The following is a 22,420-nucleotide window of genomic DNA, read 5'->3' on the forward strand; positions in this document are numbered from 1 at the left end:
CATGGCCTTCACAATCGCCACAACCAGCACCGGCACCGGCACGCGCTACACGCTGGCCGCCAGTTATGATGAGATTTACGTCCCGCGAAGCGCTCTGGTGGTTTCGACCGATGGCTGGGCCATCATGGGCATCTACAACCATATCCGGGTGACGGTGGCAGGTGAGGTCATCGGCAGCGGCCGGGGGCTGGCGGTCGGCCTCGGAGAGGATTCCCTCGGCGGGTATATCCATGTCCTGAACGGCGGTGTGGTTTCGGGGACCGAACGCGCCATCTCGGCCTATGGGATTGGCCTGTCCATCATCAATAACGGCACGATTTCCTCTGCGGGCAGTGCCATCACCACCGGAAGCGCCAGCGGCACCGTGACCATCCGCAATACGGGCGAAATCAGCGGCAATATGGCGATCAACGTCAACTCCGCCGCAGCCGGCGCCCGCACCGTGATCTATAACAGCGGCGACATCACCGGGATCAGCAATTCTTTCACCTCCGGTTTGCTGAGTTCGACCACCATCTTTAACAGTGGCACCATGGTCGGGAATATCAGCTTTGGTGGCGGCAGCGACGTTTATGACGGGCGCAGCGGCTCGATCAACGGCATCGTTTTCGGCAATGCCGGCAATGACGTCTTCATCGGCAATCCGAACCAGGCCGAGACCTTCAATGGCGGCGACGGGGTTGATACGCTTGATTTCCGTTATGCCGGCTCGGTGATCCTTGCACTGGATCTCAGCCGCGCCAATGCGGGCCAGGCGCTTGGCGATACTTATTTCAATGTCGAGAATATCTTCGGCTCGCAGCAGAATGACATCCTTACCGGCTCGAATATCAACAATGTGCTGACGGGCGAAGATGGCAATGATTGGCTGCACGGGCGCGGCGGCAATGACATTCTGAGGGGCGGCCCCGGCGCCGATACCATGGCGGGCGGTGCCGGGAACGACATCTTCCAGTATATGCATATCGACGATGGCGGCGACACGATCATGGATTTCCTGAACATCGCCGGGAATAACGACGCGTTCCAGATCTCGGCGGCGGGGTTCGGAGGCGGGCTGGCTGCGGGTGTGCTGGCGGCGTCGGCTTTCCAGTCCGGCGTGAGCAATGTCGCCGCCAATGCCAATGTGCGGTTCCTCTATCGCACCACCGACAACACGGTCTGGTATGACGCAGATGGCAATGGCGCGGACGCGGCGGTGTTGCTGGCGACGCTGCAATCCGGCGCCACGCTTTCGAATGCCGATTTCCTGATCTTCTGATCCGGGGCCACCTCCGGCCCGCGCGCTCCGGCGCCGGGCGCGGGTGGTGAGACGGGAGGCGACGAGGACGCGACGGGGGAGGCGGCGCGGCAATGCCCTGCCCGCCCCCCTCCAACGGCTTTTCATCCGGCGCGAAATGGTCTAGGCTTCTGCCATAATCAACGCCAGATCCAGGGGGAGGTCATACCGCCCCAGACAGGATCTGCGATCGGGCAGGAGAAACGCCATGACCAGTATCTGCAAAGCTTTCGGGCTCGGCCTTGCGCTGACGGCCCTTGTTTCGGGCGTCGTTCCCGGCACCACCAGCCCGGCACAGGCCGGCGATGCCGGGCTCGGCCTCGGGCTCACCTGGGTCTTCGGCAGCGGTGGCAATGGCGGTCTCGCAGCAGGCGCCAAGATCTTTACCGACCGCAGCAAGGACAATTCCGCCGGCTCGCTGGGGCTGGATTACCATTTCGGCTCCTCCTCGCTGCGCCCCAATCTCGGCATCTCCTATATCGGTGATGGTGGCTATGTGGATGCGAGCTTCGGCTATAATATCGGCAATCGCGCTATTGATTTCGGCCTTGGCGGCGGCCTGGTGAATTCGGAAGACTAAGCCCAGCAAACCAGGCGGGGCACGGGCAGTTGCCCCGCCCCGGCAGATGCGCAACAGGCCTTCACGTTCCCCGGGGCCGAAACCCGCCAGGGCAGGATCCGGGGCCCTGCCCTCTGCCGGCCGCATCCTGCCGGCCTCTGCGGCGGAACCGTCAGGGCCGGCTTTTTTGCGCTACCGGGGATGAGGTTGGGTTTTCCCTTTCCCGGAACTCAGTTGCACAAATCACCTGCTGACCGGACTTTCTCTTTCCCGGGACAGACTTAGCCCACGACTTCAGTGAGAGATATGCCGGGCGCCGTGAAGCCGTTCAGGACGGCGACACGGACCTGGAACTCGGCCACCTGACGGTCGAAATCCCGCGCCATGAGGCGCTGACCCAGCAGTTTCACACAGTTCATCTTCGTTTCTGCGCGGCTCCGGCGGTGATAGCCGCTCCATCGTCGCCAGATGGTCCTGCCGAAGCGCCGTGATGCGCGCAGGGCCTCGTTGCGGGCGATCGGGCCGGAGGTGTCGGGCCTCCGGGGCCTGGCGTTCTTTCGGGGAGGGATGATCGCGGTGGCACCTCGGGCGGCGATGGCACCATGGCATTTTCGGGTGTCGAAGGCACCGTCGGCGGTGACGCTGCCGATCTCCTGATCGGGCGGGATCTGGTCGGGCAGTTCGGGCAGCATGGGTGCGTCACCGACGTCGCCTGTGGTGAACCCGGCCGCCCGGATCTCCACTGTTTTCTCGTCAATTCCGATGTGGATCTTACGCCAGACGCGCCGTTTCGGGCCGCCGTGCTTGTGGGCGTTCCATTCGCCTTCGCCTTCGACCTTGATTCCGGTGCTGTCGATCAGCAGGTGCAGCGGCCCTTGCGATCCGCGATACGGGATGTTGACCTTCAGGGTCTTCTGGCGCCGCGACAGCGTGCTGAAGTTCGGCACCGCCCAGTCAAGGCCGATCAGACGCAAAAGGCTCTCGACGAACCCTGTCGTTTGCCGCAGCGCCATGCCGGACAGCACCTTCATCGTCAGGCAGGTCTGGGATGGCGGTATCGCTGTAGTCCGCCTGCCGTCCACGCTTCCCCATCGGCGCTTCCCCGTCGGTGCAGCCTCCCAGGTCATGGCGGGGTCGTACCAAATCGTCAGCGAGCCGCGACGCTTCAGCGCTGTGTTATATGCGGGCCGGTTCCTGGTCTTGTAGGCGGGTGTGGGTCGGCTCAGGCCGACCAGCTGTCACGCTGGATTCACAACATGAACCCCTCGTCAGATTTATGCAACAGAGCCATTTCCCGGCGATCGCCAGCGCATGGGGACGGTTCCGGGCGTGCCGGGTGGCGTGAGGCGGTTCATACGCACGCCCCAGGTTCGGGAGGGCCTGCGGCACGATGCGGCTCTGACCCTCTGCCGGTCGCAGTCCCTCGCGATGATGCGCGCGCCGGGGCGTTGGCGCCGGGCAGGGGAACGCCAGCGGTTCGGGGGAACCTGCGCGGTCATCCTGGCGCCCCCGAAGCCTCGCCGGTGCTATCCGGACCGTTTTCGCCCAAACCGTTTGCAGGCGCGCAGCGCCTCGTTACGGGCCTGGGGGCAGGGATCTGGCCCTTCCACTCCCTGGCATTCCGGCACGGCGGTATGATCGCATTGGCGCCTCGGGCCGCGATGGCGCCGTGGCAGCTCCTGGTGTGACACAGGTCATCGGCGGTGACGCTGCCGATCCGCTCATTGAGCGGGATCTGTGCCAGCAAGCCCGGGCAGACCGCCTCGCCGGTCCGTTTGAGCCGCATGCCGCCGGTTTCCCGGACCGGTGGCGGAACATGGCCCGATGTCCACCAGCAGATGGGGCGGGCCGCAGGGCGCGCGATACGGGGTCTGACCCTTCAGGCCTCCGCAGGCTTACGCGGTCGCACCGGGGCCACGGTCCGGCTCCGATCTGCCTGCGGCATGAGGTGGATCAATGAGCCTTCCGGTGGAGGGATCGCCCGATGAAGGGCACCGTCCAACCGGGACCAGACAGGGCCAGCAGGCTCTCCACAAACCCTGCCGTTTGCCGAAGCGGCAACCGGAACAGCAGCTTGACCTGAAGGCAGAACTGAATGGCAGCCGCCGGGACCCTCTCAGGATAACCCGGCCTGCCGTTCGGGGCTTTGCCGCACGGGGCCGCGAACCGGGCCATCTCCGGGTCAAACCACACCATCAGCGCGCCACGGCGCTTCAGGGCATGACTGTAGCCGATCAGTCCGGTGTTCGGAAATCAGGGGCAGGTTTTTCATGGGGCAAGCCTGACCCGCTGACGCGCAAACAGGAACCCGTGCGCCGAGGGAATTGCGCGACAAAGCCGGCCCAAACCGGCACAGCGCAACAACCCTGTAAACGCCGCATGGTGGTAACGGCTTGAATTTCGCCCACCAGCCGGATAATCGGGTTCAAGGGGGTCACATTCCGGTTTGGAATACGGACGCCCTTCTCCCCGTTTTCCGCGCTGAGTGGCGGTCCGCTCTTGCAGCTGCCGTCCCTGCACAAGGAAAATGACGGGCAGAACATCATTCAGCCGCGACCGGGGGCCGCCATGGGCATCAACAAACAAAGCGATATCGCCGCGAATATCCAGATCGGGCCGACCGATGCCGGAATGGTGAGGATCTATATAGAGGCCGAAGGCGGCGTGGACCTGCCGCTGGATTTCGATCCGGAAGAGGCCGAAGAGATTGCCGAGGAACTGCGTGCGGCGGCGGAAGCGGCGCGGCTGATGGCCGACCAGGGTGGCAAGAGCGGCGGCAAACCGAGGCGCCGCTGAACATGGCGCGCTGACGACGCCAGCGGCGCCACAAATTCCTTGAAAGGAATTTGACCGTTTTCTTCAAAGAAAACGGCCGCCAGTTTCCTGGCGGCGCGTCTGTTGCAAGGGCTGCGGTCAGCCGCGTCTGCCGCGGCGTTCGCGCTTTGCCGGGCCTTCGCCATCGGTGCCATCCGAGGCCGAGGAAAAGCCGCCCAGCTTTGCCGCCACCTCTTCGAGGCTCGGCGCCGGGCCGCGCGGGGTTTCCTCCAGCGCGCGCCGCATTGCCTTCAGATGCTCGGGCATGGTGCCGCAGCACCCACCGATGATCTTGACCCCGGCATCGCGCGCCATCACCGCATAGACACCCATCAGCTCGGGCGTGCCGTCATAATGGATATGGCCGTCATGGTATTTCGGGATGCCGGCATTCCCCTTGGCCACCACCGGCCGCGTCGTGCCGGTCGCGATGAACCCCATCACCGTGCGCATCAGATCCGAGGCCCCCACCCCGCAATTCGCGCCGAAAGCCAGCGGCGGCTCGGGAATCTTCTCGACCAGCTCTGCCATCGCAGCCGAAGTCACCCCCATCATCGTGCGCCCGGCGGTGTCGAAGCTCATGGTTCCGACCCAGGGCATGCCCGCAAGCTTGGCAGCCTCGGCGGCGGCGCGGTATTCTTCGGGGGCGGAAATCGTCTCGATCCAGAGCACATCGGCACCGCCCGCCTTCAGCCCCTCGGCCTGCTCATGGAACATCTCGACCGCCAGCGCATGGGTCAGCGTACCCATCGGCTCGAAAATATCGCCCGTGGGGCCAACCGAACCCGCGACCACCACCCTACGGCCCGAAGCATCGGCGATCTCGCGGCCAAGCGCCGCACCAACCTTGTTCAGCTCATGCACGCGGCCTTGCGCATTATGCAGCTTCAGCCGCGAGGCATTGCCGCCAAAAGTATTCGTGAGAAAGATATCCGAACCCGCCTCGACCGCATTGCGGTAAAGGGTACGGATATTGTCGGGCCGGTCCACATTCCACAATTCCGGCGGCTCGCCCGATTCCAGCCCCATATTGAAGAGATTGGTGCCGGTTGCGCCATCCGCCATCAGCCAGTCGCGGGTCGCCAGCAGCTGGCTCAGAGCGTCTTTCGTCTTCGGGGCATCATTCGCCTTCGGGGCGTCATTCGTCATCGGAGACCCTTTCCTCACGATTTGCGCCGCGCATCAGGCGGCGTCGAGAACTTTCCTGCCATGCCGGTTCCGGGCGCACAATCACGATCCCGACGCCACCTGAACGCAAAACGCCGCGCCAGGGCTTTCTGCCCGCGCGGCGTCGGATATCCGGGCCCGGCCGGCATATGCCGGGCAGAGCCGCCGCGGCCTCAGACCTCGTTCAGCAGTTGCGCCTTGGCCACCGGCATCAGCTCGGTCAGCTTTGCGCGGATCTGATCGGCGCTGACGCGGTCACCCAGATCGGCCGCGAGTTTGCGCACCACATCCTCGGAACCGGCCTCTTCGAAATCGGCAGCCACGACTTCCAGCGCATATGCATTGGCTTCATCGCCCGATTTACCAAGCAATTCGGCCGCCCAGAGACCGGCCAGTTTGTTGCGCCGCGCCTCCGCCCGGAACTGCATCTCGCTGTCATGCGCGAATTTGGCCTCGAATGCGTTTTCGCGGTCGTCAAAAGTGCTCATGGAATCTCTCCGCTCCCGTTCGGGGTCACTTGGTTCACGGTCTCATTCCCCATATGCCCATCGCCCCCGCCGCCTGCAAGAAGAAAGCCCAGGACAATATGCGTGTCCGGGCGCTTTGACGCCTGCGGGGGCGGGTATGGCAAGGCTGTGGCCCAGCCTGATCCTCCAGCCTGCACCCCCAGCCTGCTCCCTTGCTCTGCCCCGGGGCCTCGGCTATAGGCCAGAGCAATTCCCGGGGTGGCGCAGCCGCCCCTTTCGTCATTTCCGCTCAAGGGTCACCATGGCAAGACGCAAGAAGGTCTATGAGGGCAAGGCAAAGATCCTGTTCGAGGGACCGGAACCCGGTACGCTGATCCAGTATTTCAAGGATGACGAGAACGGCCCCGAGGCAGGCGGAGCGACGGGGGCGGCCAATGTCGCGCCGATCTCAGCCGCGTCCGAGGGCAAGGGCGTGCTGAACAACCGCCTGTCGGAATTCTTCATGGCCGGGCTGAACAATATCGGCGTGCCGACCCATTTCATCCGCCGCCTGAACATGCGCGAGCAGCTGGTGCGGATGGCCGAGATCATCCCGCTGGAGATCCTCGTGCGGAATTTCGCAACCGGCGGCATCTCGCAGCGGCTGGGGATTCCGGAAGGCATGGGCCTGCCGCGTCCTATCGTGGAATATTACTTCAAGGATGAGAAACTCGGCTCACCGCTGGTGACCGAGGAACATATCATCGCCTTTGGCTGGGGCAATCAGCAGGATCTCGATGATATCGTCGAGCTGTCACTCAGGGTGAATGACTTCCTGTCGGGCGTCATGCTGGGGGTCGGTGTGCGGCTGATGGATTTCCGGATCGAGATCGGCCGGGTCTGGGATGGCGATTATATGCGGCTGATCCTCGCCGATGAGATTTCGCCCGATTCCATGACGCTGTGGGATCTGCGCCAGCCTGAGCGTGCCGATGGATCGGTGCCCGAGCCGGGGCCCCTGCCCGATGTCTATGCGGAACTGGCACGGCGGATCGGCGTGCTGCCCTCGAATGTCACGCATGTCTCGAAACAGTCGCTGATCAACTGAGGCGCCAGCCCTGTTGACCAGCCCCGTTGATACAGTTGCCCCTTGCGCGCCCTGCCGGTATGAGGGGCGCGATCCATTCCAGAGCCCGGAGGCCCCGATGAAAGCCCGCGTCACTGTCATGCTGAAAAACGGCGTTCTCGATCCTCAGGGCGAGGCGATCCGTCATGCGCTTGGCGCGCTTGGTTTTGCCGGCGTCGAGGGCGTGCGCCAGGGCAAGGTGATCGAGCTGGATCTGGCAGCGCGTGACAAGGCGGCGGCAGAGGCCGATGTGCAGACCATGTGCGAGAAGCTGCTCGCGAATACGGTGATCGAAGGATATAAGGTTGAGATCCTGTAAGGTCTGGCTGGCCCTGTAAGATCTGGCTGACCGGGACTGGGGGCGCTGCCCCCGGCTGCCTTTGGCAGCCTCCCCCGGGATATTTTCGGACAGTGAAGCGCAACTAATTAATCCGCAATTTGCCGCAATCGGCTGTCGCACGTCAAATCTTTATATTTCAGCGGGTTATGCTGTTTGATTGCGGTGTAATTTGTTACACTGCCGCAATCTGTAAGTTATTGATTTTATTATATTGAGTGAAAGTCTGGCAACGATTGCGGCAAGCTCTAGCTGCTGAAGAACTCGTTGAACACCATCTCATTCAGGCACTGGTTGGGGTCGCCGCGAACGGATCTGCGATGACGAGGCGTTGATCGGCTGGCTTCGCAAATACCATAAGGTGGACAGCCTGCGCTTTGTCACCCTGGACGCGGCCCGCAAGATCATCACCGCGCTGAAAGCCTGGAAGGCGAGGACCGCCAGGGCGGCATGTTCCCAGCGGCAGGTGATCGGAGAGAGGGCGGGCGATTTGCCCGCCCTTGCTCGTTTTGGCGTCCGTCTCAGCACCGCGCCCAAATCCCGCCGAAGAGGCCCCCCGAACTGATCCCAGAACGCCATCTTCCGATTTTGGCTACCCGGATACCAAAACAGGACGCAGCCCGTTTAATTTTGCCGGAAACCCATTTAATTTTGCAATTCTGGATCGGGGTGACCGACCTTGCCTTTTTCACGCATCCTGATCATGCTTTTCGGGCAGGCGTGACACGGTAATATTCTCGCGGCCGTAGCACGATCATCTGATCGGAGCGCTATGCAGGGTTTCCAGGCAACCGGACTGCGGGGCCCTGCCGTCTGCATCAGCCCCGTTGCGCAGTGTGAGGCCTTCTGGCACCATGCAGGAGCAGGCGTGACGCGGTGATATTCTCCCGGCCGTATCACGGTCAGCCGACCGGAGCGCCATGCAGGGTTGCCGGGAAACCGGATCGGGAGGCCCTGCCGTCTGCATCTGCTGACATCGGTTTACAACCTCGGCCCCCCGCAAACCGTTGTGGCTTATCCCGACTTATCTCGCGTTGTTACACCTTGTCCTGAACGGGCTTTAGCCCGTCAGTTACCAAGGGACATGTTCATGCTCGTCAACCGGGAAAGCCTTGATCTCGCCTTCAAGGGCTTCAAAACCGTCTATTCCGATGCCTGTCTCGCTGCGCCGTCGCATTTCGACAAGATCGCGATGACGGTGCCCAGTTCCAGCCGCGATGAAACCTATGGCTGGCTGGGACATCCTCGACCGGATCGGCAGCCAGACCTATGACCAGATCGTGAGCGCAGTTCGCGCCGCATTTCCGGCCGAGCGTTGGATCTCGCGGTCCTCGATCAGCAGGTGGTGGCAGCGCTTCAACCACGCCACAGCGCAGCCCTCAACCGGCTGATTCTAGCTTACACCAGTAAATCCCGGAAATAGTCGCCTTCAGCGAGCCATTGCAGCCTAATTGGTAACACTGCGGATTAATTGGTTACACAACAACAGATGAAATGGCTGTAAGATGAATAGGTGGGGGGCTCTTTCGGGGCGCCTTTTTTCATATGCGCGGAGTGACCTGGAGGCGGATGCCGGTTTCCGATCGCACGGTGAGATGGGCGACGGGGATGGGGTCGGCGCCTTCGATACGGTCAAAGCGGAAGGCGCGGGCCAGCATGGCGAGGAGGAGGACGCCCTCGACCATGGCGAAACCGGCGCCGGTGCAGACGCGGGGGCCGGCGGAGAAGGGCATATAGGCCTCACGCGCGGACTGGCGGCCCTGATCGGTCTGCCAGCGGGCCGGGCAGAAGGCATCCGGATCTTCCCAGAGCCGTTCATGGCGCTGCAGATGCCAGGGCGACAGCACGACCTGGGCGCCGGGTTTGACCATACGGTCGCGGAAGGTTTCCGGCTTTGTATTCTGGCGGACCATCATCGGCACCGGCGGGTAGAGACGCAGCGCCTCACGAAACACGTCGCGGGTATAGCGCAGGCGGTTGACTGCGGTGAAATCGGGGGCCTCGCCGAGGCTGGCCGCCTCGGTCGCGACGCGCTCCTGCACATCGGGGCTGAGCGCCAGCAGGTAAAGCGACCAGGCCAGGGCCGAGGCGCTGGTCTCATGTCCGGCCAGAAAGAAGATCGCCACCTGATCGACCATCTCGGAGGGGGTAAAGCACTCGCCGGTCCGGGGGTCGGCGGTGGTCATAATCTTGGTTGCCAGATCATCGGGCGCACGGCCTGCCCTGATCTCTGCCGCCCGGGTCTCGGTCAGGCGGGTGATCAGGTCCCGGATCACCCGGGCCGAGGCTTTGGTGCGCCCCCTGTGCAGGCGCGGGAACCAGCGCGGCAGCGGCAGGAAGGCGGCGAGGTTCAGGATCGGCTGGGTGCGCTGATAGGCGCGGAATTCGTGAAATACCCTTGCGGCGGTTTCATGCTCGATGGGGATCGAGAACAGCGTGCGGAAGATCACATCCGCCGCCGCATGGGACATTTCCTCTTCGACCTCGACCTCTGCGCCGACCGCATCACCGGCGCGGCTGCGCATCCGCGCGACCGCCGCCTCGCCTGCCGCCACCATGGCGGGGAAGGTGTCGCGCAGGCGGCCACCCTCGAAAGCCGGGTCGATGATGCGGCGCTGGCGCTTCCAGGTCTCGCCATTGGTCACAAAAACGGAATTCCCCAGCAAGGGCTCAAGCCCAGCGCGGATGCGGTTCGATTTCGGGAAATCATCGGGACGGTCCTTGAGCACCAGATCGACCAGTTTCGGGTCATTGCAGAGGTAGGAGCGGAAAAACGGCGTGCGGAATTCAGCCATCCAGGCGCGGTAGAGCCGTGCCGGCTGGGCAGAGAGGATATCGCGGCGGAAGAGGCGCAGATAGGTCAGCAGCGAGACCCTGTCGGCGCGGGCCACGGGTTTCGGCGGTTTCGGTGCCCCATGAAAAGGGCAGGATCTGGGGTCTTCGCTCACGCCACGTTTCTATAGCGGTTAACGGTCTGTTCAATGCGGCTTTTTGACGGGGAGCGGCCGGCAAAGCGCGCGCCCAGCAGCTGCGGCCCGGCGGTGACGCGGAAATAGTCATACTCGCCGGGCTGACCGGAGAGATTGTCGAAGGCACAGAGATACTGGAAATGCAGCCGGAACCAGCGGCGTTTCAGTTCGCGCCAGCGGGCGGGGCTGAGCGTCTGGGTGAAGGCGGCGGAGATCACCAGCGGCCAGCGTTTCCCTGCGGGCGGGATGACGGAAACCGAGACCGGGTCGCACAGCGCGAAGGCGCAGCCATCGCCGGGGGCGGTGACGTCGATCCAGGCGATCTCGTCCCGGGTGCAGAGATAGGCCAGATCGGTGCGCAGCCTTGTGGCGCCGGGCAGGAAAGACACCATCGGCACCACATGGCCCAGCGAGAGGAAGGAGAGCGCCGGGCGTGTATCGGGCAGACCCTCGCGGATCAGATCAGCGAGGATCGAGACGCCCAGATGCGCCCCCGAGGAATGGCCGATCACCAGCACCTCATCATAGTCACCGTCGAGGGCCGCGCGGATCTGCTTTCCAAAATCGAACATCCTCGCCTCTAATTCCGGCGGATTGGCGCCTTTCAGCTGCGCCGAATATGCATAGTCATGCATCAGATACCAGGCGAAGACCTTATTGTCCTTTTTTCGGAACCAATAAAGCACCCCCCAGAGGATTCCCGCCGCGACCGGCAAGCCAGGCACCCAATGCAGACCATGCGCCACCAGCCGGTATCCCGCCCAGCCAAGGCCAAGCGCCACCACGAGTTGCAAAAGCAGGAACACGATCGGGTACAGCGCCGCGATCATCGGCCCCTTCCTCAGCCGCATCAGCCGGAACAGCGCGCCCGAGCCGATATAGGCCCAGGCGGTGCGCAAAAGCTGCAGATAGGTGGCCGGAATGGTCTCGGACATCGAGCCCTTGACGATATCGGACCAGACCAGCACCTCCATATCGGTCTGGACGGCCTGGCCCTCGATCCTGGCCTCGACGCGCCAGCCATAGGGGCCGCCCGCCTTTTTCGGCATGAGCCGCAGGTCATAGCCGGAAAGCCGCGCCTGCTCGGTGCCCTCTTTGCGGTAAAGCTCGCGATAGCGGCGGGGATGAAACGGGTCATAGCCGGGAAGGTAGAAAACCTTCCGGCGAAACGCCTGCCCCTGCTGCTGATCAGCCATACCCACCTCCGACACCGGCACAGTCTGGCCTGAAAATCGGGCAAGATTAAGGGGTCAGCCAGGCAGCGGCAGGCCGAGCGTCTCGAAAATATTCAGAAGCCACCAGCTGAAATCGGTGAAGGCGCCGGTCAGCATCATCACACCGACGATCAGCAACAAGGCCCCCATCGCGCGCTCGATCCATTTCATATGGCGTTTGATGCGGTTCATCAGCCCCATGGCGCGCTCGATGAACAAAGCCGAGATCAGGAACGGAAGCCCCAGCCCCACCGCATAGACGCCCAACAGGAAGGTGCCGCGCGAGACAGAGCCCTCCTGCGCGGCGAGCGACAGGATGGTGCCGAGTTGCGGCCCGATGCATGGCGTCCAGCCGGCGGCAAAAGCCAGTCCGAGAACGAAGGCACCAAAGGCCGAGCCGCCCTGGTCCCCCGCATCCAGCCGCGCCTCATGGTCAAGAATCGGGATGCGGATCATACCGGTGAAATGCAGGCCGAAGATGATGATCACGATGCCGGCGATCCGGGCGAACATAACCTGGTTTTGCAGGAAAAACGCGCCAAAGGCCGACATGGTGAAACCGAGCAGCAGAAAGATCACCGACAGGCCCATCACGAAGAACAAGGCCGGGATCAGGATCCGCCGCCGCGCATGCCCCTCTTTCATCTCGCCAACCGAGATCCCGCCCATATAGGCCAGATAGGGCGGCACCACGGGCAGCACGCAGGGCGAGAGGAACGAAAGCACCCCCGCTATCAGCGCGACGAATGTGGAGGGCCCAAGCCCCGCATCGAAGAGATCAATTCCAAACATGGTCGAACTCATAGCCGTGCCGGGCGCGCGCGTCATCTGCCTCCTGCTCACTTTGACGGCATTCCCCTGTCACATTCCGTCGCAGGCCGCTATGAGAGCGCGCATGAGCCAGGCCCATGATCAGGATCTCGATTGCGAGGGGCTGCTATGCCCCCTGCCCGTGCTGCGCGCCCGCAAACGCCTGCTGGCAATTGCGCCGGGCGCGGTGCTGCGGGTCAGGACGACCGACCGTATGGCCATGATCGACCTGCCGCATTTCTGCGCCGGGGCCGGGCATGACTATCTGGGCTTTGAGAGCGCGGGCGCGGTCACGCTCCACCTGATCCGGCGGGGGCCGGACAAGCCAGCGGCAGATCCGCCCGGCTGAGGCCCAGATTTGCCGGCATCACCACCTCGGGAAATCCCGGCGCCGGCATGAGAAGGCCCGCGATGGCCGGGCTGGTGCCCTGCGGATGTTGCGGGTGCGCCCGATTTTGGCAATGGCCCTGACGCTGCGCGCCGCTGGCTGCGCGCGCGTGACCGCGTCGATTTCCAGGGGCAACTCTCACCCCGCCCCGGCCGTTCATCGCGCTGCGGCTGTGAAACCCGGGGCGATCCGCTCGGGGAACAGGCCGCCGCCGCACGGTCGAACTGGTCAATGCGGGCCTCTGTCCTGCCCGACCTCGCGCTGGCACAGTTCTTTCGCGAAGTGACCGGCGCCGGTCATGTCCGGGTCAGCTGCTCGTCCTGCGGTGAGGTTTCGGCCAGGCATGTCTTATCGTTTTCCGCGCCCCGGCGCGCTGGCCGCCCGGTTGCATGATCCCGGAGCCTTTCTCACCTGCCGATCTGGTGCCACCGGCAAGGTTGCGATTGGCCGGGTGGCTACACTCCGACCGGGGCGCGGCTCTGGCTGGCCGCGACCGACGGGGTGATGCGGGTGGCGGCGGCCGGTCAAAGGGTCACGATTGTGCCGGATCGCTGCCAGGAATGGAATGCCCCGGCCGGATTTGTCGGATCCGGACTTGTCGGAGCCGGGCTGCAGGCCTGGCCTAGCAGACAATCCACACTGCAGTGGCGACCGGTCTTTGCCGGAGTTAATCGGAGGCCATCATCCATCTCCTTCCGGGTTTGCGCATATCCGCGCGAGGCAGTCGCCCGCTGGACCCACATCTGCAGCACCCAGCGGCCTCATTCGGCCCTCGAATACGAGGCCCCGGCGGTCTTCGCCGCCAAACTCACGGCGATGGGCGATCAGCTGCGCGCACCTGAAACGCGGCGCAGATCGCACATTGCCCTGTCGGCGCAACCGCGCAAAATTCAACCGCCGACTCTGGCACCAGCCGGATGGGTATCGGGGGGCACAGCATATGCCGACCATTTCTTCCGGTTGCCTCGCCCAAACCGTTTGCAGGCGCGCAGCGCCTCGTTGCGGTCCTGGAGGCCGGGATCCGGCCCTTCCACTCCCGGGCTTTCCGGCGCGGCGGATCGCATCGGTGCGGCGGGCCGCGATGGCCGCCGTGGCAGCCCCTGGTGTCACAGAGGTCATCGGCGGTGACGCTGCCGACCCGCTCCTCAGCCGGGATCTGTGCCAGCAAGCCGGGGCAGGCCGCCTCGCCGGTCCGTTTGAGCCGCATACCTCAGGTTTCCCGGACCGGTGGCGGAACCATCGGCACAGGCCTCACCGGCCCGACATCTCCGAGATGGTTGCTGGTCACCTCAACCGCCCGCATGTGCGTGTTTCGGCATGGTCGTCGGGCAGACAGTCCGGGGGACGGGTTCCCGGCGAAGGGCCACGCGCCTTCGCCCCGAAAACCTGATGCCCCGCGCCATGGCCCGGGAGCAGTGGCGGAACATGGCCCGATGTCCACCAGCAGATGGGGCGGTCCGCAGGACACGTGATACGAGGTCTGACCCTTCAGGCCTCCGCAGGCTTACGCGGCCGCACCGGGGCCGCACCGGGGCCACGGCCCGGCTCCGCTCTGCCTGCGGCATGAGGGGGATCATGCGCAAGACGATGAAGCTGAAAAGGGCTTCAAATTGTGGGGAAAGACCAGCCGGGCGGATTACGAAGGGCTTGAGGTTGCAGAAATCAACTTTCAGCCGACGTTCATCCGGTTCACGAACAAGGTTGAAATCGCGATCGCCGCAGAAGGTGCGCAACTTCGGCATCGTTGGTGCTGATCAGGATAACGCCTTCATCCTTCAACATCTGCCATGCCATCGACAGGCGCGGGGACATCATCGACAACCAGTAGGAATGAAATCGCCCGACCTTTTTTCAGGCAGGTTCCTGGTCATGTGGCCGTCTTCGGTCATCTGCCCGGTTTGGGTCAGGCAGACGGCAAGCTGGTCGGAAAAGCCGTCGCGACAGATGAAGTCGTTGCCAGTGTTCCTGGGCGGGTCGATGCAGATCAGCTTCACCTTGCCGAAGCAGGACTTGCGGAGAAGCTTCGCGACCTCAGGGGTTTCGCCTTCGATGAACACAGGCTGCGCTTCGTCGAAGCGCCACCGATTGCCCAGGTTAAGGAACCAGCGGCGCTTGCGGCATCGCCACAGCATCCCGCTTGCCAGCCCATACCGTTCCGGCCCGGTGGCAACCGCGTCGCCCGCAAGTTCGCCCAAAGCTCAAGGTCAAGGTCAAGCTATCCGTCGCCGAATGCTTCGGGAGCCACCAAACACAGGCGGGCAAGAGGTTCGGCTTTCAGGTCGGGCATCGTTTCGTCGTTTCTGTCACGTTCAGTCACCATATGTTTGTTTTGACATAGAAAGTGGCGACCGGGAAAGCGCCGATACCCGCAGTCGCGGTGAATGCCGAAGCCTCCGCCTCAAGGAACGCCGAACAGTGCGTCGCTATGGGCGCATCGCACCTTCCGCGCGGTTTACACCGAAGCCCGGATCAGCGATAAGTCAGGCGAAAGCTTCGACCCTTTGGGCAGGGCAGCGGGGGTATCCAGGAAAGAAGCGGGTATCTTTGCGGGTATCAACCGGCACCACCAAGACAGAAGCGCACCGTAAACAAACGATTGTGTCTCACATGCTGCTTCTGATCGACAATTACGACAGTTTCACCTGGAACCTCGTGCATTATTTCGGCGCGCTTGGCGCCGATGTGGTGGTCAAACGCAACGACGCGCTTGAGGTGCAGGAGGCGCTGGCGATGCGCCCCGAGGCCATCGTGCTGTCGCCCGGCCCCTGCGATCCGGCCCAGGCCGGGATCTGCCTGCCGCTGACCCGTGCCGCCTTTGAGGCTGATGTGCCGCTGCTGGGGGTTTGCCTTGGTCATCAGACCATCGGTGAGGCCTTTGGCGGCAAGGTGGTCCGCTGCCATGAGATCGTCCATGGCAAGATGGGGACCATGCATCACGCAGGCCAGGGCATGTTCCGCGGTCTGCCCTCGCCATTCGAGGCCACCCGCTACCATTCGCTGATCGTCGAACGCGAGACCCTGCCCGAAAGCCTCGAGGTCACCGCCTGGCTGGAAGACGGCACCATCATGGGGCTCAGGCACCGCGAAAAGCTGATCGAGGGCGTGCAGTTCCATCCGGAATCCATCGCATCCGAGCACGGCCACCGGCTGCTCGCGAATTTCCTCGAAGAAGCCGGCGTCAGGGTCACCGCATGAGCGATATTCTCAAACCGCTGATCGGCATCGCTGCCAGCCGCCCCCTGACCCGCGCCGAGGCCGAGGCCGCCTTCAACGCGCTCTTTGAAGGCGCCGCGACCCCCGCCCAGATGGGCGGCTTCCTCATGGCTTTGCGCACGCGTGGCGAGACGGTTGATGAATATGCCGCCGCGAGCGCCGTTATGCGCGCGAAAAGCCACCGCGTGAACGCGCCCGAAGGCGCGATGGACATTGTCGGCACCGGTGGCGATGGCAAGGGGACGCTGAACATCTCGACCGCCACCGCCTTTGTCGTGGCCGGCGCCGGCGTCGCGGTGGCGAAACACGGGAACCGCAATCTCAGCTCGAAATCCGGCGCGGCGGATGCGCTGACGGAACTCGGCCTCAATGTGATGATCGGGCCGGAGCTGGTCGAGAAATGCCTGTCTGAAACCGGTATCGGCTTTATGATGGCGCCGATGCATCACCCGGCAATGCGCCATGTCGGCCCGGTGCGGACCGAGCTTGGCACCCGCACCATCTTCAATATCCTCGGGCCGCTGACCAACCCGGCCGGCGTCACCCGCCAGCTGACCGGCGCCTTTTCCGACGCGCTGATCCGCCCGATGGCCGAGACGCTGCGCGCCCTTGGCACCGTCAAGGCCTGGCTCGTGCATGGCGGCGACGGCACCGATGAGATCTCGATCGCCGCACCGACCAAAGTGGCGGCGCTGGAAGGCGGCCAGATCCGCGAATTCACCCTTCATCCGGAAGATGCCGGCCTGCCATACCACCCGTTCGAGAAAATCATGGGCGGCAACCCGGCCGAGAACGCCGCAGCCTTGCGCGCGCTGCTCGAAGGCCAGGCGGGCGCTTACCGCGATGCGGTCCTCCTGAACAGCGCCGCCGCTCTGGTGGTGGCCGATAAGGCCGCCAACCTGAAAGAGGGCGCCGATCTCGCCCGCAAAGCCATCGACAGCGGCGCGGCAAAGGCAAAGCTCGAGGCGCTGGTGCGGGTGTCGAATGGCTGATCCTGCTGCGACATGCCCCTGACCCCGGCCGGGATGGCGGTTGCCGACAGCCTGATTTCAGGCCTTGCAAGGGGTCCCGATCAGGAGAGTTGGCTGGAACTCGACTTCTTTCGTGTTGCCGACGCAAACCATGAAACAGCCTGGCATCGCCTCTATGGCGCCCTTCTGGCGGAAACCGCTGCCGGGCGCCCGTGGCATCCCGAAGCAGACCTCATTTTTCGCGCGCTGGAACTCACCCCGCCTGATCAGGTCCGCGTCGTTTTCCTCGGTCAGGATCCTTACCCGTCGCCTGATCTTGCTACCGGGCCTGCCTTTTCATATCCACCCGCAACTCCCGCATCGGCCTCGATAGCAAAAGTGCTCGCTGCCGTTACCAGGAATATGAACCTTCCCCGGAGGAATCGGCTTACATGCCCGTGCCTGGAACAATGGGCAAATCAAGGAGTGCTGCTCCTGAATACTATATTGACCATAACGACGAACGGGCTGCCCGGCAGTCACGGTCTGCTTGGCTGGGATACACTCCTTAACGATGTTCTTCGCAAAATGCGCGAGCGTGCCGTTATAGTCATGCTCTGGGGCAATTACGCGAATGACTGCTTCGATGACGCGTTCAGCGATCTCCCGCCAGATGCTGCGGCTTGGCCCGAAGCATCACTATTTCGCACCAGACACCCGACCGCTGGCCAAGGTATACGTCCCTCATTCAACAACAGTATGCAGTTCAGAGACGCCAATAATCGCATTGCGACGCTGCATCCTGTCGAAAATCCCATAGAGATAAATTGGCACACAGATCTGTAACTGGAACTCCAGTGACCCCGCCCGAAATCCCCACCTCCTGGGCCTCTCTCCCGTTCTTCCAGACCGACTGGCCCGCCCTCTGGGCGCGGCTCAGCGCGGAACCCGGCTGGCAGCCCGAGCCGCAAAACATCTTCCGCGCCCTAAGCCTGACACCGCGCGACAAGGTCCGCGTCGTAATCCTCGGCCAGGATCCCTATCACACGCCAGGTCGCGCCCAGGGGCTCGCCTTCTCCTTCCCGCCCGGCGCCCCCCCCCGCGACTCGCTGAAAAACATCCTGACCGAACTCGCCTCAGACACCGGCCAGACCAAAACCGATGGTGACCTCACCCCCTGGGCCGAACAGGGGGTGCTGCTCCTGAACACCACCCTCACCGTCCCCATTGGCCAGGCTTTCGGGCATAAATCCTGGGGCTGGAGCCGCCTCACCACCCAGATCCTCGCCGCCACCGCCCAGGACGGTCCGCGCGCCTTCCTCCTCTGGGGCGGCCCCGCGCAAAAACTCTGCACTCATATCCCACGCGACCCCCACCTCTTCCTTGAAGCCGCGCATCCCTCGCCCCTCTCGGCCTGGCGGGGCTTCTTCGGCTCCCGCCCCTTCAGCCAGACCAACGCCTGGCTCACCTCGCGGGGCGAGCCCGCCATCACCTGGGCCGCCTGAAGCCTTTCCTTCACGCCCCCCGCAGGGTACATACCGAAACGAGCGCCTCTTCCCCTGATGGAAATACTCCACGGGGGTCCGGGGGTGTGAAACCCCCGGCGCTTCCGGGGCAAACCGCACTGGCCAAGACAGAGGCACCCCAATGTCCACCACCGTTCTCGACCGTATCAAGGCCTATAAGCTCGAAGAGATCGCTGCGCGTAAAGCCCTGCGCTCGCAGGCCGAGATCGAGGACGCCGCCCGCCAGGCCCCCGCCCCGCGCGGCTTTGCCGCCGCGCTGCAATCGGCGGCCTCGGGCGGGTACGGTCTGATCGCCGAGATCAAGAAGGCCAGCCCGTCGAAAGGTCTGATCCGCGCCGATTTCGACCCGCCGGCGCTGGCCCGCGCCTATGAGGAAGGTGGCGCCACCTGCCTTTCCGTGCTGACCGACACCCCCTCTTTCCAGGGCGCAGACGAATACCTGACCGAGGCGCATGATGCGGTGAAACTTCCGTGCCTCCGGAAGGATTTCATCTACGACCCCTGGCAGATCGCCGAATCCCGCGCGCTCCGGGCTGACTGCATCCTGCTGATCATGGCCTCCCTGACGAATGACCAGGCGATGGAGCTGGAAGCCGCCGCCTTTGAATGGAAGATGGATGTGCTGATCGAGGTGCATGACGAGGCCGAACTCGACCGCGCCCAGCATCTGAAATCGCCGCTGATCGGCATCAACAACCGCAATCTCCACACATTCGAGGTCACGCTCGACACCACCCGCCGGCTGGCCCGCCGGGTGCCCGAGGACCGGCTGATCGTGGCAGAATCCGGGCTCCACACGCCCGATGACCTCGCCGATCTGGCCCGTTTCGGTGCGCGCTGCTTCCTGATCGGCGAAAGCCTGATGCGCAAGGACGATGTCGCCGGCGCCACCCGCGAGATCCTCGCCCGGCCGCTGACCGCCCAGGGCGGCATGCCGATCTGACCCCCGAGGATACCCGGTAATGAGCGGAAAACTCAGTCATTTCGACGATCAGGGCCATGCCCATATGGTCGATGTTTCCGACAAGGCGGTGACTGCGCGCATGGCGCTGGCCGAGGGCTGGGTGATGATGGAACCCGCGACGCTGGCGCTGGTTCTTGAGGGCCGTGCCGCCAAGGGCGATGTGCTCGGGACCGCGCGGCTTGCCGGGATCATGGGTGCGAAACGCACTGCCGATCTGATCCCGCTTTGCCATCCGCTGCCGGTCACCAAAGTCGCGCTCGAACTAACGCCGGATCCGGCCGGGGGCGGCGTCCATATCATCGCCACCGTGCGCACCACCGGCCAGACCGGTGTTGAGATGGAGGCGCTGACCGCCGTATCCATCGCCGCGCTGACGATCTACGACATGCTCAAGGCGGCGGAAAAGGGCATGCGGATCGAAGGCATCCGGCTTTTGCAAAAGGAAGGCGGCAAATCCGGCCGCTATGAGGCGCAGCCATGACCAGTGGCACCGATACTGGCACAGATACTGGCCCCGGCCCGAAAACCCCCGGCGCGCTGATGCCGGTCGAAGAGGCGATGGCGCGGCTTCTGGCGCTGGCGCCGCAGCTGGCGGTCGAAGAGGTGCCGCTTGCCGCCGCCGCCGGCCGCTGGCTCGCCAGCCCGGTGATCGCCACCCGCGATCAGCCACCCTTTGATGCCTCGGCGATGGATGGCTATGCGCTGGCCGGCACCCCTGCCCCCGGCGAGAGTTTTCGCGTCATCGGCGAGGCTGGCGCCGGCCATGCCTTTACCGGCGTGATCGGCGAGGGCCAGGCGGTCCGGATCTTCACCGGCGCCCCGGTCCCCGACGGCGCCACGCGCGTGGTGATCCAGGAAAACACCCGCCGCGAGGGTGACCGCATCACCATAACCGATCGCGATTCCGGCCCCAATATCCGCCCGCGCGGCCAGGATTTCCGCATCGGATCCGAGATCCGCCCGCGCCGGCTGCGCCCCTCGGATCTGGCGCTGATCGCCTCGATGAATGTCGCGCGTGTCCACCTCCGCCGCCGTCCGGTGGTGGCGGTGATCTCGACCGGAGATGAGCTGGTCATGCCCGGAGACAGCCCGCGCCCCGATCAGATCATCGCCTCGAACTCCTTTGCAATCAAAGCGCTGGCGGAAGAGGAAGGCGCGATTGCCCGCTTTCTGCCCATCGCCCGCGATACCGAAGCCGATCTGGCTGCGGTGTTTGAACTGGCGCGTGATGCCGATGTGATCGTGACATCGGGCGGGGCGTCGGTGGGCGATCACGACCTGGTGGCGCCAGTGGCGAAAAGCCTCGGAATGGAGGCCGGGTTCTGGAAAATCGCGCTCAGACCCGGCAAACCCCTGATGGCGGGGCGGCTGTTCGATGCGGCGATGCTGGGCTTGCCCGGCAATCCTGTCTCGGCGCTGATCTGTGCCGAACTGTTCCTGCGCCCGCTTTTGCGCCATATGCAGGGCGATCCCGCGCCGGGGCCGCGGTTGCTGACGGCCCGGCTGGCAACGGCGCTGCCGGCGAATGGCCCGCGCGCCCATTACATGCGGGCGCGGCTTGAGGGCGACACGATCACGCCCTTTGACCGCCAGGACAGCGCGCTTCTGACCGTGCTCAGCGCCTCGAACGCGCTGTTGCTGCGGCCGGTGGGGGATGGCGCGCGTGCGGCCGGCGATCCGGTCCCCTATATCCCGATCTGAATCCCGATCTGCGCGGCTTTCGGCCCTGGCTGCGGCAAAGCCGTCACGATTGCGGGTTGCACCTTTAGTGTTGCGGCCTCGCAGGGCTTGACACAAACCGGGAACAAGGTCAGAACATTACATCAACGCCCCTTGCTTATCCACAGCTTGCGGGTCCGGATCGGCTCTGTGGCGGAGAAACATATGCTGACGCGCAAACAGCTTGAGCTTCTGAATTTCATCCGTGACCGGCTGGACCGGGATGGTGTGCCGCCCTCGTTCGACGAGATGAAGGAAGCGCTGGATCTGCGCTCGAAATCGGGGATCCACCGGCTGATCACCGCACTGGAGGAACGGGGCTTCATCCGCCGCCTCGCCCATCGCGCCCGCGCGCTTGAGATCATCCGCCTGCCCGAGGCGCTTGAGAAACGGGCAGAGCCGGAATCCGCCCCGGCCCCGGGCTTCTCGCCCCGCGTGATCGAGGGCGACCGCGTGGCGCCCCCTGCCAATGCGCTGCCGGTCTCGGCGGTGCATGCGCTGGAACTGCCGGTGATGGGCCGGATCGCCGCCGGTGTGCCGATCGAGGCAATTGCCGAAGTCTCGCATCACATCGCTGTTCCCGGCTCGATGCTTTCCGGGCGCGGCAACCATTATGCGCTTGAAGTCAAAGGCGATTCGATGATCGAGGCCGGGATCAACGATGGCGATATCGTGGTGATCCGCGAACAGGGCACCGCCGAGAATGGCGATATCGTGGTGGCGCTGGTCGAGGATCAGGAGGCGACCCTGAAACGCTATCGCCGCCGTGGCAATATGATCGCGCTTGAGGCGGCCAACCCCGCCTATGAGACCAGGGTGATCCCGGATCATCTGGTGCGGGTGCAGGGGCGCCTTGTCGGGCTGATCCGCAGCTATTGATGGCCGCCGGGCGGGTCTCGCTGCCTGCCGGGCCGGCCTTTCCGATCCCGGATGAAGCTA

The 22,420-nt window shown here is 64.1% G+C and carries 23 protein-coding genes and 2 pseudogenes; 16 read left to right on the forward strand and 9 right to left on the reverse strand.

Annotated features, from left to right (window positions below):
* Position 1: 1 nt before the first annotated feature.
* Both DRF71_RS19705 and DRF71_RS19710 read left to right on the forward strand, forming a co-directional pair.
* A complete protein-coding gene (locus DRF71_RS19705; protein WP_112312275.1) occupies positions 2 to 1,261 on the forward strand; it encodes a calcium-binding protein in 1,260 nt (419 codons plus the stop codon).
* 226 nt (positions 1,262 to 1,487) lie between these two features.
* The gene (locus tag DRF71_RS19710; protein WP_112312276.1) at positions 1,488 to 1,859 is read left to right on the forward strand and encodes a hypothetical protein; all 372 of its coding nucleotides are present in this window, start codon (positions 1,488 to 1,490) and stop codon (positions 1,857 to 1,859) included.
* 260 nt (positions 1,860 to 2,119) lie between these two features.
* Here DRF71_RS19710 and DRF71_RS19715 read toward each other — a convergent pair whose 3' ends face one another.
* On the reverse strand, positions 2,120 to 3,064 hold the full coding sequence (locus DRF71_RS19715; RefSeq protein WP_112312277.1) for an IS5 family transposase: 945 nt from the start codon (positions 3,062 to 3,064) through the stop codon (positions 2,120 to 2,122).
* 48 nt (positions 3,065 to 3,112) lie between these two features.
* Positions 3,113 to 4,117, reverse strand: a pseudogene (locus tag DRF71_RS29520) (transposase).
* 289 nt (positions 4,118 to 4,406) lie between these two features.
* Between DRF71_RS29520 and DRF71_RS19725 the strand changes: the two are divergent.
* Positions 4,407 to 4,634 (forward strand): DUF6324 family protein, encoded by a 228-nt coding sequence (locus DRF71_RS19725; protein WP_112312696.1) that lies wholly within the window; start codon positions 4,407 to 4,409, stop codon positions 4,632 to 4,634.
* Between the two features lie 117 nt (positions 4,635 to 4,751).
* Here DRF71_RS19725 and bmt read toward each other — a convergent pair whose 3' ends face one another.
* Together bmt and DRF71_RS19735 are read right to left on the reverse strand one after the other, a co-directional pair.
* Positions 4,752 to 5,801, reverse strand: coding sequence for a betaine--homocysteine S-methyltransferase (bmt, locus tag DRF71_RS19730; protein WP_112312278.1), 1,050 nt, complete (start codon positions 5,799 to 5,801; stop codon positions 4,752 to 4,754).
* Positions 5,802 to 5,992: 191 nt separating this feature from the next.
* The gene (locus tag DRF71_RS19735; protein ID WP_112312279.1) at positions 5,993 to 6,307 is read right to left on the reverse strand and encodes a DUF1476 domain-containing protein; all 315 of its coding nucleotides are present in this window, start codon (positions 6,305 to 6,307) and stop codon (positions 5,993 to 5,995) included.
* A gap of 280 nt (positions 6,308 to 6,587) precedes the next feature.
* Between DRF71_RS19735 and DRF71_RS19740 the strand changes: the two genes are divergently transcribed.
* The 4 genes from DRF71_RS19740 (at position 6,588) to DRF71_RS19755 (ending at position 9,001) form a co-directional block, all read left to right on the forward strand.
* A complete protein-coding gene (locus DRF71_RS19740) occupies positions 6,588 to 7,373 on the forward strand; it encodes a phosphoribosylaminoimidazolesuccinocarboxamide synthase (protein ID WP_112312280.1) in 786 nt (261 codons plus the stop codon).
* Positions 7,374 to 7,470: 97 nt separating this feature from the next.
* Entirely contained in the window at positions 7,471 to 7,710 is a 240-nt protein-coding gene (gene purS, locus DRF71_RS19745) for a phosphoribosylformylglycinamidine synthase subunit PurS (protein ID WP_112312281.1), read from the forward strand.
* A 349-nt stretch (positions 7,711 to 8,059) separates the two neighbouring features.
* Positions 8,060 to 8,293: a hypothetical protein gene (locus DRF71_RS19750; RefSeq protein WP_269814391.1), complete on the forward strand. Its 234-nt coding sequence runs from the start codon at positions 8,060 to 8,062 to the stop codon at positions 8,291 to 8,293.
* A gap of 525 nt (positions 8,294 to 8,818) precedes the next feature.
* Positions 8,819 to 9,001, forward strand: a complete 183-nt coding sequence (locus DRF71_RS19755; RefSeq protein ID WP_112312697.1) for a Mu-like prophage major head subunit gpT family protein — start codon at positions 8,819 to 8,821, stop codon at positions 8,999 to 9,001.
* 268 nt (positions 9,002 to 9,269) lie between these two features.
* Here the strand turns inward: DRF71_RS19755 and DRF71_RS19760 are convergent, their stop codons facing one another.
* Genes DRF71_RS19760 through DRF71_RS19770 form a run of 3 tightly spaced genes read right to left on the reverse strand, consistent with a single transcriptional unit; the run spans position 9,270 to position 12,703 of the window.
* The gene (locus tag DRF71_RS19760) at positions 9,270 to 10,619 is read right to left on the reverse strand and encodes a cytochrome P450 (RefSeq protein ID WP_232831601.1); all 1,350 of its coding nucleotides are present in this window, start codon (positions 10,617 to 10,619) and stop codon (positions 9,270 to 9,272) included.
* 53 nt (positions 10,620 to 10,672) lie between these two features.
* Positions 10,673 to 11,893 carry a hypothetical protein gene (locus DRF71_RS19765; RefSeq protein WP_112312284.1) on the reverse strand — a complete coding sequence of 407 codons (1,221 nt, stop codon included), beginning with the start codon at positions 11,891 to 11,893 and terminating at the stop codon, positions 10,673 to 10,675.
* Positions 11,894 to 11,947: 54 nt separating this feature from the next.
* Positions 11,948 to 12,703 carry a cytochrome c biogenesis CcdA family protein gene (locus tag DRF71_RS19770; protein ID WP_112312285.1) on the reverse strand — a complete coding sequence of 252 codons (756 nt, stop codon included), beginning with the start codon at positions 12,701 to 12,703 and terminating at the stop codon, positions 11,948 to 11,950.
* A 103-nt stretch (positions 12,704 to 12,806) separates the two neighbouring features.
* On the opposite strand from DRF71_RS19770, the gene DRF71_RS19775 reads away from it, so the two are divergent.
* Positions 12,807 to 13,070: a sulfurtransferase TusA family protein gene (locus DRF71_RS19775; protein ID WP_112312286.1), complete on the forward strand. Its 264-nt coding sequence runs from the start codon at positions 12,807 to 12,809 to the stop codon at positions 13,068 to 13,070.
* A gap of 977 nt (positions 13,071 to 14,047) precedes the next feature.
* Here the strand turns inward: DRF71_RS19775 and DRF71_RS29525 are convergent.
* Positions 14,048 to 14,601: pseudogene (locus tag DRF71_RS29525) on the reverse strand (hypothetical protein); the annotation flags it as partial.
* 319 nt (positions 14,602 to 14,920) lie between these two features.
* Positions 14,921 to 15,304 carry a hypothetical protein gene (locus DRF71_RS19785; protein ID WP_112312288.1) on the reverse strand — a complete coding sequence of 128 codons (384 nt, stop codon included), beginning with the start codon at positions 15,302 to 15,304 and terminating at the stop codon, positions 14,921 to 14,923.
* A gap of 412 nt (positions 15,305 to 15,716) precedes the next feature.
* Here DRF71_RS19785 and DRF71_RS19790 point away from each other — a divergent pair, with 412 nt between their 5' ends.
* The 8 genes from DRF71_RS19790 (at position 15,717) to lexA (ending at position 22,360) form a co-directional block, all read left to right on the forward strand.
* Positions 15,717 to 16,304, forward strand: a complete 588-nt coding sequence (locus tag DRF71_RS19790) for an aminodeoxychorismate/anthranilate synthase component II (protein WP_112312289.1) — start codon at positions 15,717 to 15,719, stop codon at positions 16,302 to 16,304.
* The gene (trpD, locus tag DRF71_RS19795) at positions 16,301 to 17,314 is read left to right on the forward strand and encodes an anthranilate phosphoribosyltransferase (protein ID WP_112312290.1); all 1,014 of its coding nucleotides are present in this window, start codon (positions 16,301 to 16,303) and stop codon (positions 17,312 to 17,314) included. Before DRF71_RS19790 ends, trpD begins: the two co-directional genes overlap by 4 nt.
* A gap of 12 nt (positions 17,315 to 17,326) precedes the next feature.
* Positions 17,327 to 18,118: a uracil-DNA glycosylase gene (locus DRF71_RS19800; protein WP_112312291.1), complete on the forward strand. Its 792-nt coding sequence runs from the start codon at positions 17,327 to 17,329 to the stop codon at positions 18,116 to 18,118.
* Between the two features lie 11 nt (positions 18,119 to 18,129).
* A complete protein-coding gene (locus DRF71_RS19805) occupies positions 18,130 to 18,777 on the forward strand; it encodes a uracil-DNA glycosylase (protein ID WP_112312292.1) in 648 nt (215 codons plus the stop codon).
* Between the two features lie 142 nt (positions 18,778 to 18,919).
* Positions 18,920 to 19,741 carry an indole-3-glycerol phosphate synthase TrpC gene (trpC, locus tag DRF71_RS19810; protein WP_112312293.1) on the forward strand — a complete coding sequence of 274 codons (822 nt, stop codon included), beginning with the start codon at positions 18,920 to 18,922 and terminating at the stop codon, positions 19,739 to 19,741.
* A gap of 19 nt (positions 19,742 to 19,760) precedes the next feature.
* Positions 19,761 to 20,243: a cyclic pyranopterin monophosphate synthase MoaC gene (gene moaC, locus DRF71_RS19815; protein WP_112312294.1), complete on the forward strand. Its 483-nt coding sequence runs from the start codon at positions 19,761 to 19,763 to the stop codon at positions 20,241 to 20,243.
* 56 nt (positions 20,244 to 20,299) lie between these two features.
* Positions 20,300 to 21,463 carry a molybdopterin molybdotransferase MoeA gene (locus DRF71_RS19820; RefSeq protein ID WP_112312698.1) on the forward strand — a complete coding sequence of 388 codons (1,164 nt, stop codon included), beginning with the start codon at positions 20,300 to 20,302 and terminating at the stop codon, positions 21,461 to 21,463.
* 183 nt (positions 21,464 to 21,646) lie between these two features.
* Positions 21,647 to 22,360 (forward strand): transcriptional repressor LexA, encoded by a 714-nt coding sequence (gene lexA, locus DRF71_RS19825; RefSeq protein ID WP_112312699.1) that lies wholly within the window; start codon positions 21,647 to 21,649, stop codon positions 22,358 to 22,360.
* Positions 22,361 to 22,420 lie beyond the last annotated feature (60 nt).

This window comes from Pseudogemmobacter bohemicus (assembly GCF_003290025.1).
GTDB classification, from domain to species: Bacteria; Pseudomonadota; Alphaproteobacteria; order Rhodobacterales; family Rhodobacteraceae; genus Pseudogemmobacter; species Pseudogemmobacter bohemicus.